This is a genomic window from Arthrobacter sp. NQ7, from assembly GCF_029581595.2.
Classification (GTDB): Bacteria; Actinomycetota; Actinomycetes; order Actinomycetales; family Micrococcaceae; genus Arthrobacter; species Arthrobacter phenanthrenivorans_B.
The window spans coordinates 12,130-25,053 of sequence record NZ_JARFXU020000018.1 but is presented as its reverse complement, the minus strand read 5'-3'; the positions used below and the strand labels follow the sequence as shown (position 1 = coordinate 25,053).

Genomic DNA, 12,924 nt, shown 5'->3' with positions numbered 1-12,924 from the left:
CAGGGTGCTGGCGCCTACATGGTGTCGGCGTCGTAGAACTCCGCGATCCCCTCGAGCCCCGGAAGGTGGGGCGACAGCCGGGGCAGGTCGCCCACCGATGTGATACCCATCCGTTCCAGGAAGTACGAGGTGGTCCGGTAAAGGAGTGCACCGGATTCGGGATCCGTTCCGGCGTCCTCGATCAGGCCGCGCTGGGCCAGTGTCCGGACGACGGAATCGACGTTGACCCCACGAATTGCGGACACCCGGGCCCGGGACACGGGCTGGCGGTACGCGATGACCGCCAGTGTCTCCAGAGCCGCCTGCGTGAGCCTGGCCGTCTGGCCCTCCAGCACGTATTTGCCAACGACGTCGGCAAAATCCGCCCGCGAGTAGATCCGCCAGCCACCGGCGATGTTCCGCAATTCAAAACCCCGGGGGCTGGAACCGAGGCCAGCGTGGCTGGCACTTTCCATCTCCGGGGCTTTAACAGTATAGCCGTTATACTCGCGCTGCAGTTCTGCGAGCAGGGAGCGGACGGTGTCCACCGTGAGGCCGATTCCCGAGGCCAGCTCCTCCTCGGTGGCGGGCTGGTCCAGGACCATGAGCACTGCCTCCAGGGCGGCCTTTGCACCGCCGGGAAGATCCGCGAATTCCTGGCCCCCGTCCTGGTCCTCCTGCGGCTGCGTGTCCTGCTGCTGGGGGTTCACGGTTGCTCCTCGTACTCTTCGCTCAGGTTGTCGGCCGACCAGTCGCGGCCGTCGGCCGTCCAGTGGATGGCGAGTTCTGCCAGCGGGGACAGCTGGTCGAACGCGACCGCCCTGTCCCGGAACAGCTCCAGCAGGGCCAGGAACCGGGCCACCACCACCAGGGTTGACCCGGCGTCGGCTGTCAGGGTGCGGAACGTCAACGGAGACTCCTGTTGGAGCCGGCGGCCAAGGACCTCGGCCTGTTCCTTGACGCTGACGTTACTGCCATGCAGATGGCCAAGGGCCACCTGGGGCGGCTGTGCCTGGATCTTCGGCCGGAGCGCTGCTTCGGCGAGGGCGGCGAACTGTTCGGGCGTGTGCCTCCACACCAGTTCCGGAAGCATGGCCGCAAAGTGCTCCTCAAGCGCGACCTGGCGTGGAAACCGCCGCGCTTCCTGGTGCAGGGTTTCCCCGAGGATGCCTGCCACGTGTTTGAAGGCCTTGTACTGGAGCAGGCGGGCAAAGAGAAGGTCCCGGGCCTCCAGCAGCGCGATATCCTCGTCGTCCTCGACTTCCCCGGCCGGAAGGAGCCGGGCAGCCTTGAGGTCCAGCAGGGTGGCGGCAACCACCAGGAATTCACTGGCCTCGTCCAGGGCCCATTCCTCACCGAGCTGCTGCAGTTTGCGGATGTACTTGATGAACTCATCCGTGACCGTGGCAAGCGCGACCTCGGTGATGTCCAGCTGGTGCTTGGCAATCAGGCCCAGGAGGAGGTCGAACGGACCCGTGAAGTTGGCCAGCCGAACCTCGAAGCCGGGTTTGGAGTCGGCCACGGCGTGGCTAGGGTGCGCCGCCGCGGGAGATCAGCTCCTTGGCCAGCCGGCGGTAGGCGTCGGCACCCACGTGGTTTCCGGCGTAGCTGGTGATGGGTTCCGCAGCGACGGTGGCATCCGCGAACTTGATGGAGCGCTTGATGACGGTTTCGAAGACTTTGTCCCCGAAGGCCTCCACCAGCCGGGTGATCACCTCGCGGCTGTGCAGTGTCCGGGCGTCGTACATGGTGGCCAGCACGCCGTCCACCTGCAGCCGGGGATTCAACCGGTCCTGGACCTTGTCGATGGTTTCGACCAGGAGCGCCACAGCGCGGAGGGCGAAGAACTCGCAAATGAGCGGGATGATGACGCCGTGCGCCGCGGTGAGGGCGTTGACCGTCAGGAGGCCCAGGGAAGGCTGGCAGTCGATGAGGACGACGTCGTAGTCGTCCTCGACCTTCTTCAGCGCACGGTCCAGGACCTGCTCACGTGCGACCTCGTTGACGAGCTGCACCTCCGCTGCCGAGAGGTCGATGTTTGCCGGCAGGAGGTGGACGTTCTCGACGCCCGTCTGGTGGATGGCCTCGCGGATATCCACCTTCCGGTCCATCAGCACGTTATACACGGTGAGGTCCAGCTCGTGCGGGTTGACTCCCAGGCCGGCGGACAGCGCACCCTGGGGGTCGAAGTCCACCAGCAGGACCCGGCGGCCGTATTCGGCCAGGGCTGCCGCGAGGTTGATGGTGGAGGTGGTCTTTCCCACCCCGCCTTTCTGGTTGACCATGGCGATGACGCGCGCCGGACCGTGGGAGGACAGCGGCGCGGGTTCCGGGAACTCCCGGTATGGGCGCCCGGTGGGGCCCATCACCGCGTTTTCCAGGTCGAATTCCGTGCCCTCCAGAGTTGCTGAACCCTGTTCGCTGCTCACGTATCTGTCCACACTTTCGATGACGGTGATTTCCTGCCGCTGGCTCGCCAGCGCCGTTCGTTCTGCTCCCTAGGTTACAGCGCCCGACACGGTATTCGACGGAACTTGACTTTCCGCGGATGTTGAGCCTTTACCCTCTAGCTGAGGTCGAAGGTTGAGCTGCCGATGGACGTAAAACCGCCCCCACAGCGTTGCTGCGGGGGCGGTTTCCGGCGGTTCCGGCGGCAGTGGCTAGGCCTTCGCAGCCTCGCGTGCGCCTTCTTCCTTTGGCGCCATTTCACCGTGTCCGGCCATCATGGTCTGCTCATCGAAGGGCAGTTCGCCGGAGAGGACGCGGGTGACCTGGCCGCCGTCGATCTCCTTGACCCAGGTGCCCACCAGGACGGTGGCGACGGCGTTGCCGGTGAAGTTGGTCAGGGCGCGGGCCTCTGACATGAAGCGGTCGATGCCGACGATCATGCCCACGCCGCCGAGCAGCTCGGGACGGTGTGCCTGCAGGCCTGCCGCCAGGGTTGCCAGGCCGGCGCCGGTTACACCGGCGGCGCCCTTGGAAGCGATGATCATGAAGACCAGCAGGGAGATCTGGGCGCCAAGGTCCAGCGGGGTTCCCATCGCGTTGGCCACGAACAGCGAGGCCATGGTCAGGTAGATGGCCGTTCCGTCCAGGTTGAAGGAGTAGCCGGTGGGAACGGTGACGCCGACGACGGGCTTGGAGACACCCAGGTGTTCCATCTTGGCGATCAGCCTCGGCAGCGCGGCTTCGGAGGAAGAGGTGGAGAAGATGAGGAGGTACTCGCGGGCCAGGTACTTCATCAGCTTGAAGATGTTGACGCCGGCAACCACCTGCAGGAGACCGCCCAGGATAACCACGATGAACAGTGCGCAGGTGATGTAGAAGGCGATCATCAGGGTGAACATGCTCACGATCGCCTGGACGCCGGTGGCACCGACGACGGCGGCGATGGCACCGAAGGCACCCACCGGGGCGAGCCACATGATCATGATGAGGATGCGGAACACCAGCGCCTGGCCGTGTCCGATGGCCTTGAGGATCGGGGCACCCTGGGCTCCCATCTTCTGCAGCGCGAAGCCGACCAGGATGGCGGCCAGGAGGGTGGGCAGGACGGGGATGTCACCCGGGATGATGCCCAACAGGAAGTCCACCGTGCTGTCGGTTGCCGCCTTCTTGTTGGGGTCGTAGGGCGCCAGCTTCAGGCCCTCGCCCGGGTGGATGAGGTTGCCTACCACCAGGCCGATGGCCAGGGCGAAGGTGGACATGATGACGAAGTAGCCCAGTGCCAGGCCGCCCACCTTGCCCACGGTGGCTGCCTTGGCGATGGAGCCGATGCCCAGGACGATGGTGCAGAAGATGACCGGTGCGATCATCATCTTGATGAGCTTGATGAAGCCGTCACCCAGGGGCTTGAGGGACTTGCCCACTTCCGGGAACAGCAGGCCCACCACCGCGCCAAGGACCACGGCGACGATGACGGCGATGTAGAGGTAGTGGGACTTGTCCAGCCCCTTGCGCCGCGGTGCGGCGGTCTCGAGCGACTCTCCTCGTTGAGAAGCCATGATGTGTCTCCTTGTGGATATTCTGATAGACGCTGCGGCGCAATCTCTGGGCCCACCACGTCCGTGGGATGTGATATCCATCATTGGGCACCCCGTGATCCAGCTCACCGTTGCGTTCATATTGGTCGCGGCACCCGCAGGGTCGAAGGAAGGCAGGCATGATCCACCGCTGGAGTATCGCCCGCCGGCTCTTCCTGGCAAACCTGCTGATCGTCGTGTCGTTTATCGCCATCGTCGGCACCGCCGCCTACGTGGACGCCCGGGACCGGACGTACGACGAGGCCGGCCGCCGGATGGAGGGGGTGGCGGCCTCCATCGCCGCCAATCCCCTGGTGCTGCAGGCTGCCGCCACGCCCGATCCGTCCGCCGTCCTGCAGCCTTATGCCAAGGATGTCACGTCGGCCGCGCACGTGGACTTCATCACCATCATGGCCCCGGACCGGACCCGCTGGACGCATCCGCGGGACGAGGAACTGGGCCGCCCCTACATCGGCTCCATCGACGAGGCACTGCGTGGACATGCCTTCACCGAAGTCACGGCAGGGACGCTGGGACCGTCGGTGCGCACCATTGTTCCCGTCAAGGATCCGGCGGGCACGGTCAAGGCGCTGGTGGCGGTGGGAGTCACCGTCCGCAGCGTTGATATTGCGTTCGCCGGGCGCCTGCCGGTCCTGCTGGCCGTCGGCGCCGCCCTGCTGGTGGGTGGTTCCCTGGCCTCATGGCTGCTCGGCAGGTACCTGCGGCGCGTCACCCGCGGCTGGGGTCCCGAGCAGCTCGCGCAGCTGTTCGCCTACTACGAGTCCGTCCTGCACTCGGTCCGTGAAGGGCTGATCCTCGTCGACTCCCGGAAGCGGGTGGTGATGTACAACGACCAGGCTGCGGAACTGCTCGGCCTGGCTGAGACCGGCAGCACCGACCCCACAAGGCCTCCTTCACTGGCAGAGCTTCCCCTCGACGAGGACCTTCGCAACCTGTTTGAGTCCGGACGGACCACCAAGGACGAGATTGTCCTGACGGGCTCCCGGGTCCTGGTGGTCAACCAAGGACCGGCCAGGGCGCCCGAGTCCCCCGGCATGCGCGGGAAGGTGCCCGTGTACGGAACCGTCGCCACCCTCCGGGACCGGACGGAGATCGAAGCGCTCGGCAGCGAGCTGCAGACCATGCGGACCCTGTCCGACGCCCTCCGGGCCCAGACCCACGAACACGCCAACCGGCTGCATACGATGGTGTCGCTCCTGGAACTGGGCCGGACCGGGGAAGCCCTCGACTTTGCGACCAAGGACCTGGCCCTGAGCCAGCAGCTGACAGATGACATGGTGGGCTCGATCGATGAACCCGTGGTGGGTGCGCTGGTCATGGGCAAGGTGGCCGAGGCCCACGAACGCGGTGTACAGCTGGATGTCTCCACCCTTGGCTCCGGCGCCGCCCCCGGCGTTGCCGTCCAGGACCTGGTGACGATCCTGGGCAACCTCCTGGACAATGCCATCGACGCAGCCGCGGAAGCACCGCCGCCCCGGCGGGTAGTCCTGACACTGGAGGCCGACGAGGAAGGCCTGGACATCGCCGTCGACGATTCCGGGACACCCATCGAGGCCGCCGATGCGGAGAAAATATTCCGGCATGGATTCAGCACCAAGCCTGCCGGGACCGGGGGCCGCGGCATTGGCCTGGCCCTGGTCCGGCAGGCCGTGCAGCGGCTGGGCGGTACGCTGGCCATCAACGGCCGGCGCGGCGCCAAGTTCGAAGTTTTCCTGCCCGCAGCGTTGCCGCCGGAAAAGGAGCACAGACAGTGAGCAGCATCCGGGTCCTCGTTGTTGAGGACGAGGCCATAGCATCGGCTGCCCATGCCGCCTACATAGGGCGCCTGGAGGGATTCGAACTGGCGGGCACCGCCCCCGATGGCCAGTCCGCCCTGCGGCTGCTGAATGAGTTCGTTGCGGCGGGAGAACCGGTGGAGCTTGTCCTGCTGGATATGAACCTGCCCGATCTGCACGGCCTGGATATTGCCCGCCGGATGCGTTCGGCCGGGATCCTGGCCGACATCATTGCCATTACGGCAGTCCGCGAGCTGGCCATCGTCCGGAGCGCCGTGGCCATTGGCGTTGTCCAGTACCTGATCAAGCCGTTCACGTTCGCCACCTTTTCCGACAAGTTGGAGAACTACCGGCAGTTCCGGCAACAGCTTGCCGGAGCGAGCGGTGGGTCCGGCAAGGCGGGCGCGTCCCAGAGTGAGGTTGACCGCGCGTTCGCCAGCCTCCGGACACCTTCGGAACTTCCGCTTCCCAAGGGCCTCTCCGCCTCCACCCTGGGTTCGGTCCAGGAATTCCTCCGGGGCCGCGCCGACGCCGTGTCCGCCACGGAGGTCATGGACGCCCTGGGCATGTCCCGCGTCACGGCGCGGCGCTACCTTGAGTACCTTGCCGACGCGGGAACAGTGTCCAGGACGGCCCGCTACGGCACGCCCGGGCGGCCGGAAAACGAATACCGCTGGAACCCTCGCTGAGGCGGCCTTCAGCGGGCGTCTGCTTCGCCTGCCCGGAGGACTCCCAGCAACTGGTCGATGACCGCCGGGTCTTCGATTGTGGAGGGAACGGTGTATTCCCCGCCGTCGGCTATCTGGCGCATCGTCTTGCGGAGGATCTTGCCGGACCGCGTCTTGGGCAGGGTGTCCACCACGGTCACCTCCTTGAAGTCCGCCACTGCACCGATATCCCGCCGGACCAGCGCCACCAAGTCCCTGGCCAGGATGTCCCGGGGAATGTCGACCCCTGATTTCAGCACCACGTAGCCACTGGGCCGCTGGCCTTTCAGCGGGTCTGCGAGTCCGACGACGGCGCACTCGGCGACGGCGGGGTGCTGGCCGATGACCTGTTCCATGGCACCGGTGGAGAGCCGGTGGCCGGCGACGTTGATGATGTCGTCCGTGCGTCCCATGACGAACAGGTAGCCGTCCTCGTCCCGGTACCCCGAGTCACCCGTGGCGTAGAAGCCCTCGAAGGCCTGCAGATAGGAGGATACGTAGCGCTCATCGTTCCCCCACAGCGTGGTCAGGGTGCCCGGCGGCAGCGGCAGTCCGAGCACAATGTTGCCCTCGGTGCCCGATGCCACCTCCCCGCCCGCGCCGTCCAGGATTGCCAGCCGGAATCCGGGCATCGGAACGCTGGGTGAGCCGGCCTTGATGGGCAGCGGCTCCAGGCCGCGCGGATTGGCGCAGATGGCCCAGCCGGTTTCGGTCTGCCACCAGTGGTCCACCACGGGCACGCCAAGGATCCGGGAGGCCCAATGGAACGTGTCGGTATCCAGCCGCTCGCCGGCAGTGAACAGCGTCCGGAGGCTGGAGACACCATACCGCTGCAGCAGCAACGCCTCCGGGTCCGCCTTGCGGATGGCCCGCAGCGCGGTCGGCGCGGTGAACAGGACATTTACCTTGTGGTCCTGCACGACGCGCCAGAAGGCGCCGGCATCCGGGGTGCCCACCGGCTTGCCTTCGTACATCACCGTGGTGGCCCCGGCCAGCAGCGGGCCGTAGACGATATACGAGTGCCCCACCACCCAGCCGACGTCCGACGCGGTCCACATGACGTCACCGGGGCCGACGCCGTAGATGTTCTCCAGCGTCCAGCGGAGCGCGACAGCGTGGCCCCCGTTGTCCCGCACCACGCCCTTAGGCGTTCCTGTGGTTCCCGACGTGTAGAGGATGTAGAGCGGGTCCCTGGCCCGCACGTCGACAGGATCCACGGGGGCGGCGGACGCCATGGCCGTGTCCCAGTCGAGCCACCCGGGGTGGTCCGCGACCGTGGACGCAAAGCCCTCACGTGCCTTGACCAGGACGGGCAGCCCGGGCGAACCGGACAGTTCCAGCGCCGCTGCGACGGCGGGAAGGTACTCGATGCGGCGCGAAGGTTCGATTCCGCCTGAGGCAGTGACCACTGCAGCCGGGGCGGCGTCGCGGATCCTGGCAGCAAGTTCTTTGGGGGCAAAACCGCCGAAGACTACCGAGTGGACCGCTCCGAGCCGGGCAGCTGCCAGCATGGCGATGGCGGCCTCCGGAATCATGGGCATGTAGATCACCACCCGGTCCCCCTTGCCCACGCCGTGGGTCCGCAGTACGCCGGCAAAACGCGCTACCAGGTCGGTGAGCTCGGCGTACGTGTACCGCTGCCGGGTTCCCAGCATGGCGGAGTCGTGGATGAGGGCGTCCTGGCCGCCGCGGCCCTCGGCCACATGGCGGTCCAGGGCGTTGTAGCAGGTATTGAGCACGCCGTCGGGAAACCAGCCGTACAGCGGTGCCCGGGAGGCATCAAGGGCCCGGGCAGGCGGAGAGCTCCAGGAGATCTTCTCCGCCGCCTCCAGCCAAAAGTCTTCGGGCTGTTCAATGCTGCGCTGGTAGCTGTCCCGGTAGCCGCTGATGCCCATGAGGTGTTCCCGTCCACGACGTTGTGATGCAGCTCATGGTAGCTGCGGGCGAGTGGTGATCACAAGAGCTTTGTATACAAAAAACCCCCGAATCCCGCCTTTCTATTTCTATCCTGTTCTCTAGCCTCGTCTGTGTATACACTGGTCGGAGTCAGCCAAGGGAAGGAGACCGATGCGCGCCAGCGAAAGAGCCTATGCCGCCCTGCGGGACGACATCATCGAATGGCGACTGGCACCCGGGACGGTCCTGGCTGAGGTGGAGCAGTCCGAACGCCTTGGAGTGTCGCGGACCCCGCTGAGGGAGGCTCTGGGCCGCCTCACGGCTGAAGGGCTGACGACGGCGGGCGGCCGGGGCGTGGTGGTCACGGACATCTCCCTCGACGATATCGACGAACTGTTCGAACTGCGTGAAACCCTCGAGGCCAGGGCTGCGGCCCTGGCCGCCAGCCGTGGTGACGCCGCTTTGTTCGATCAGCTGCGGCGCGAACTGCTCCGGGCTCCGGAATTGATCAGCGGTGACACACCGGCACTGCATGACTACTACGAACTGGTGGGTCGCCTCGATGCGGCCATCGACGCCGCCATCTCCAACTCATACCTGGCCCAGGCCATGCGGAGCCTTCGCGTGCACCTGGTGCGCATCCGCCGGCTGGCGGCGGACGATGCCGGCCGCCTCACCGCTGCGGCCGCCGAGCATGCAGCAATCGCCGAAGCGATCGCGGCAGGGAACCCGAAGCTCGCCGAGGCAGCCACGGTCATCCACCTGCACCGAAGCCTCTCCCACGTTAAAGCAACCCACTCATCCCACCCGAAGGAGCACCATGGTTAAGGAACACCACGTCCGCGTCTACAAAAGCGAGGAGAACCTGGCCCGGGAGGACCAGCTCGCCTACAAGATCGCCCAGGTCGCTGCCGATCCGGTGGAGGTCACCGACGAGGTCACGGAGATGGTGATCAACCGGATCATCGACAACGCGTCCGTGGCCATCGCCTCGCTGAACCGGGCCCCCATCGTCGCCGCCCGCGCCCAGGCACTGACCCACGGTCCCAGCACGGGCGGCAAGGGGTCCAGGGTCTTCGGCATTGAGGACCGGGTGGCTCCGGAATGGGCTGCCTGGGCCAACGGGGTGGCGGTCCGGGAACTGGACTACCACGACACGTTCCTCGCCGCGGACTACTCCCACCCCGGAGACAACATCCCGCCGATCCTCGCCGTCGCCCAGCACGTGGGCTCCAGCGGACACGACCTGGTCCGCGGCATCGCCACCGGCTACGAGATCCAGGTCAACCTGGTCAAGGCCATCTGCCTGCACAAGCACAAGATCGACCACGTGGCACACCTGGGCCCGTCCGCCGCGGCCGGCATCGGCACCCTGCTGGGCCTCGACGTCGAAACCATCTTCCAGTCCATCGGGCAGGCCCTGCACACCACCACCGCCACCCGCCAGTCCCGCAAGGGCGAAATCTCCACCTGGAAGGCCCACGCCCCGGCCTTCGCCGGCAAGATGGCCATCGAATCCGCCGACCGGGCCATGCGCGGACAAACCTCCCCCGTGCCGATCTACGAGGGCGAAGACGGAGTGATCGCGTGGATGCTGGACGGCCCGGACGCGTCCTACATGGTCCCGCTCCCCACGCCCGGCGAGGCCAAGCGCGCCATCCTGGACACCTACACCAAGGAACACTCCGCCGAGTACCAGGCCCAGGCCTGGATCGACCTGGCCCGCAAGCTGCACCGCGAACACCCCGAGGTCACCGACCCGGCCAACGTCGAATCCGTGCTGATCAAGACCAGCCACCACACCCACTACGTGATCGGCTCCGGCGCCAACGACCCCCAGAAATACTCCCCCACCGCGAGCCGGGAAACGCTGGACCACTCCATCCCCTACATCTTCACCGTGGCCCTGCAGGACGGCGCCTGGCACCACGTGGACTCCTACGCCCCGGAACGCGCTGCCCGTCCGGACACGGTAGAGCTGTGGCACAAGGTCACCACCGTGGAGGACCCCGAGTGGACCCGCCGTTACCACTCCCTGGACATCGCAGAGAAAGCCTTCGGCGGCTCCGTGGAGATCACGCTCGCCGACGGCACCGTTATTACGGACCAGATCGCCGTCGCCGACGCCCACCCGCTCGGCGCCCGCCCGTTCGCCCGGGAACAGTACATCAACAAGTTCCGCACCCTCGCCGCCGGGCTCGTGGAGGAGGCCGAGATCGAACGGTTCCTGGCCGCCGTCGAACGCCTCCCCCACCTCGCCGCGGGCGAACTGGACCAGCTGAACATCACCGCAGCCCCCGGCGTTATCGACCCCGCTGCGGCACCGAAGGGACTGTTCTAGATGCTGTACTCGAAAACCACACCGGAACAGAAGCGGATCCGGTTCCGGGAACTGCTGGCCTCCGGGACCATCCAGCAGTTCCCCGGCGCGTTCAATCCGCTCTCCGCACGACTGATCGAGGAAAAGGGCTTCGCCGGGGTCTACATCTCCGGCGCCGTCCTGGCCAACGACCTGGGCCTGCCGGACATCGGCCTGACCACGCTCACCGAAGTGGCCACCCGCGCAGGGCAGATCGCCCGCATGACGGACCTGCCCTCCATCGTGGACGCCGACACCGGCTTCGGCGAACCGATGAATGTTGCCCGCACCGTGCAGGAGCTCGAAAACGCCGGCCTGGCCGGACTCCACATCGAGGACCAGTTCAACCCCAAACGCTGCGGCCACCTGGACGGCAAGAACGTGGTGGACCTGGACACCGCCACCAAACGGATCCGCGCCGCCGCCGACGCCCGCCGCGACCCGAACTTCCTCATCATGGCCCGGACCGATATCCGTGCCGTGGACGGCCTGGACGCGGCGAAGGACCGGGCGAAAGCCCTGGTGGACGCAGGCGCGGACGCGATCTTCCCCGAAGCCATGCGTGACCTCAGCGAATTCCAGGCCATCCGCGACGCCGTGGACGTGCCGATCCTGGCCAACATGACCGAATTCGGGAAGAGCGACCTGTTCACCGTGGATGAGCTGGCAGGCGTTGGCGTCAATATGGTCATCTACCCGGTCACGCTGCTCCGTAGTGCCATGGGCGCTGCTGAGCGTACTCTGGAATCGATCAAATCCGACGGTACCCAGGAGGCGCAGGTTGCCGGCATGTTGACCCGTGCCCGGCTCTACGACCTCGTTGACTACGAGGCCTACAACCACTTCGACACCGGAGTCTTCAACTTCCGGATCCCCGGAACATAACACCCGGCACCAACCCACGGAAAGCCGGCCGCGGCCGGAACAGGCTTCAGGAACAAAGGAGTTTCAGCATGGCTGAAAATGAGATCAAAAAGGGCCTCGCCGGCGTCGTGGTGGACTACACCGCGGTCTCGAAGGTCAACCCGGACACGAACTCCCTGCTCTACCGCGGATACCCCGTGCAGGAACTGGCGGCCCGGTGCAGTTTCGAGGAAGTGGCCTACCTGCTCTGGAACGGCGAACTTCCCACCAAGGACCAGCTGGCCGAATTCACGGCCCGGGAACGCGCCGGCCGTGCCCTGGATCCTGTCGTCAAGCAGGTGATCGATGCCTTGCCCACAACCTCGCACCCCATGGATGTCTGCCGGACCGCAGCGTCCGTGATGGGCGCGCGGCACCCGCTGGCAGGGGATTCCTCCCGCGAGGCCAACATGGCCAAGGCCGTGGACCTGTTCGCCGCGATGCCAGGCGTGGTGGCCTACGACCAGCGCCGGCGGCACGGGCAGGACGCCGTGGAGCCCCGGGACGACCTGGGCTATTCCGCGAATTTCCTGTGGATGACCTTCGGGGAGGAACAGGTCCCGGAGGTGGTGGACGCCTTCAACGTGTCGATGATCCTGTACGCCGAGCACTCGTTCAATGCCTCAACCTTCACCGCGCGGGTGATCACGTCCACGCTGTCGGACCTGCACTCCGCCGTGACCGGCGCCATCGGGGCGCTCAAGGGCCCGCTGCATGGCGGTGCGAACGAAGCCGTGATGCACACCTTCGACGAGATCGGCATCCGGCAGGAGGAGTCCCTCGAGGAGGCTGCGGCCCGGGCGAAGGCCTGGATGGAAAATGCCCTGGCGCAGAAGAAGAAAGTCATGGGCTTTGGCCACCGCGTCTACAAGCACGGTGACTCGCGTGTCCCCACCATGAAGGCCGCCCTGGACAAGATGATCGCGCACTACGGCCGCCCCGAGCTGCTCGGCCTGTACAACGGCCTGGAACAGGCGATGGACGAGGCAAAGGCGATCAAGCCAAACCTTGACTACCCCGCCGGGCCCACCTACCACCTGATGGGCTTCGACACCCCCACCTTCACTCCCCTGTTCGTGGCCAGCCGGATCACCGGCTGGACCGCGCACATCATGGAGCAGCTGGACTCCAACTCGCTGATCCGGCCGCTGAGCGAATACATCGGTCCCGAGGAACGGCACCTTCCCTAGCCTTTGGCGGGAACGGACGACGGCGGTCCGGCACCTCGGTGCCCGGGCCGCCGTCGTCCGTTAAGGGCCTTG

11 protein-coding genes are annotated in these 12,924 nt (G+C 66.4%); 6 read left to right on the top strand and 5 right to left on the bottom strand.

Annotated elements, in window-relative coordinates:
• Positions 1 to 14: 14 nt before the first annotated feature.
• From scpB to PUN71_RS16805, 4 genes are all read right to left on the bottom strand, one after another.
• Positions 15 to 689: an SMC-Scp complex subunit ScpB gene (scpB, locus tag PUN71_RS16820; protein WP_277799344.1), complete on the bottom strand. Its 675-nt coding sequence runs from the start codon at positions 687 to 689 to the stop codon at positions 15 to 17.
• Positions 686 to 1,501, bottom strand: coding sequence for a segregation and condensation protein A (locus tag PUN71_RS16815; protein WP_277799343.1), 816 nt, complete (start codon positions 1,499 to 1,501; stop codon positions 686 to 688). Before PUN71_RS16815 ends, scpB begins: the two co-directional genes overlap by 4 nt.
• A 7-nt stretch (positions 1,502 to 1,508) precedes the next feature.
• The gene (locus tag PUN71_RS16810) at positions 1,509 to 2,408 is read right to left on the bottom strand and encodes a ParA family protein (protein ID WP_110545595.1); all 900 of its coding nucleotides are present in this window, start codon (positions 2,406 to 2,408) and stop codon (positions 1,509 to 1,511) included.
• Positions 2,409 to 2,639: 231 nt separating this feature from the next.
• Positions 2,640 to 3,983, bottom strand: a complete 1,344-nt coding sequence (locus PUN71_RS16805; RefSeq protein ID WP_043455154.1) for a cation:dicarboxylate symporter family transporter — start codon at positions 3,981 to 3,983, stop codon at positions 2,640 to 2,642.
• 158 nt (positions 3,984 to 4,141) lie between these two features.
• Between PUN71_RS16805 and PUN71_RS16800 the strand changes: the two genes are divergently transcribed.
• A complete protein-coding gene (locus tag PUN71_RS16800) occupies positions 4,142 to 5,776 on the top strand; it encodes a sensor histidine kinase (protein WP_277799342.1) in 1,635 nt (544 codons plus the stop codon).
• On the top strand, positions 5,773 to 6,486 hold the full coding sequence (locus PUN71_RS16795; protein WP_043455148.1) for a response regulator: 714 nt from the start codon (positions 5,773 to 5,775) through the stop codon (positions 6,484 to 6,486). Before PUN71_RS16800 ends, PUN71_RS16795 begins: the two co-directional genes overlap by 4 nt.
• A gap of 8 nt (positions 6,487 to 6,494) precedes the next feature.
• Here the strand turns inward: PUN71_RS16795 and PUN71_RS16790 are convergent, their stop codons facing one another.
• Positions 6,495 to 8,399 carry an AMP-binding protein gene (locus tag PUN71_RS16790; RefSeq protein ID WP_277799341.1) on the bottom strand — a complete coding sequence of 635 codons (1,905 nt, stop codon included), beginning with the start codon at positions 8,397 to 8,399 and terminating at the stop codon, positions 6,495 to 6,497.
• Positions 8,400 to 8,571: 172 nt separating this feature from the next.
• On the opposite strand from PUN71_RS16790, the gene PUN71_RS16785 reads away from it, so the two are divergent.
• The 4 genes from PUN71_RS16785 (at position 8,572) to PUN71_RS16770 (ending at position 12,852) form a co-directional block, all read left to right on the top strand.
• Positions 8,572 to 9,228 carry a GntR family transcriptional regulator gene (locus tag PUN71_RS16785; RefSeq protein ID WP_043455143.1) on the top strand — a complete coding sequence of 219 codons (657 nt, stop codon included), beginning with the start codon at positions 8,572 to 8,574 and terminating at the stop codon, positions 9,226 to 9,228.
• The gene (locus tag PUN71_RS16780; protein WP_277799340.1) at positions 9,221 to 10,741 is read left to right on the top strand and encodes an MmgE/PrpD family protein; all 1,521 of its coding nucleotides are present in this window, start codon (positions 9,221 to 9,223) and stop codon (positions 10,739 to 10,741) included. The genes PUN71_RS16785 and PUN71_RS16780 overlap by 8 nt, the downstream gene beginning before the upstream one ends.
• Complete coding sequence (gene prpB, locus PUN71_RS16775; protein WP_043455139.1) at positions 10,742 to 11,644, top strand: methylisocitrate lyase; 903 nt, start codon at positions 10,742 to 10,744, stop codon at positions 11,642 to 11,644.
• A 68-nt stretch (positions 11,645 to 11,712) separates the two neighbouring features.
• Positions 11,713 to 12,852: a bifunctional 2-methylcitrate synthase/citrate synthase gene (locus tag PUN71_RS16770; RefSeq protein WP_043455136.1), complete on the top strand. Its 1,140-nt coding sequence runs from the start codon at positions 11,713 to 11,715 to the stop codon at positions 12,850 to 12,852.
• Positions 12,853 to 12,924: the final 72 nt, after the last annotated feature.

Coding starts and splice junctions, on each gene's coding strand:
- PUN71_RS16805 (WP_043455154.1), bottom strand. CDS start 3,983: ATGGCTTCTCAACGAGGAGAGTCGCTCGAGACCGCCGCACCGCGGCGC.
- PUN71_RS16800 (WP_277799342.1), top strand. CDS start 4,142: ATGATCCACCGCTGGAGTATCGCCCGCCGGCTCTTCCTGGCAAACCTG.
- PUN71_RS16790 (WP_277799341.1), bottom strand. CDS start 8,399: ATGGGCATCAGCGGCTACCGGGACAGCTACCAGCGCAGCATTGAACAG.
- PUN71_RS16785 (WP_043455143.1), top strand. CDS start 8,572: ATGCGCGCCAGCGAAAGAGCCTATGCCGCCCTGCGGGACGACATCATC.
- PUN71_RS16780 (WP_277799340.1), top strand. CDS start 9,221: ATGGTTAAGGAACACCACGTCCGCGTCTACAAAAGCGAGGAGAACCTG.
- prpB (WP_043455139.1), top strand. CDS start 10,742: ATGCTGTACTCGAAAACCACACCGGAACAGAAGCGGATCCGGTTCCGG.
- PUN71_RS16770 (WP_043455136.1), top strand. CDS start 11,713: ATGGCTGAAAATGAGATCAAAAAGGGCCTCGCCGGCGTCGTGGTGGAC.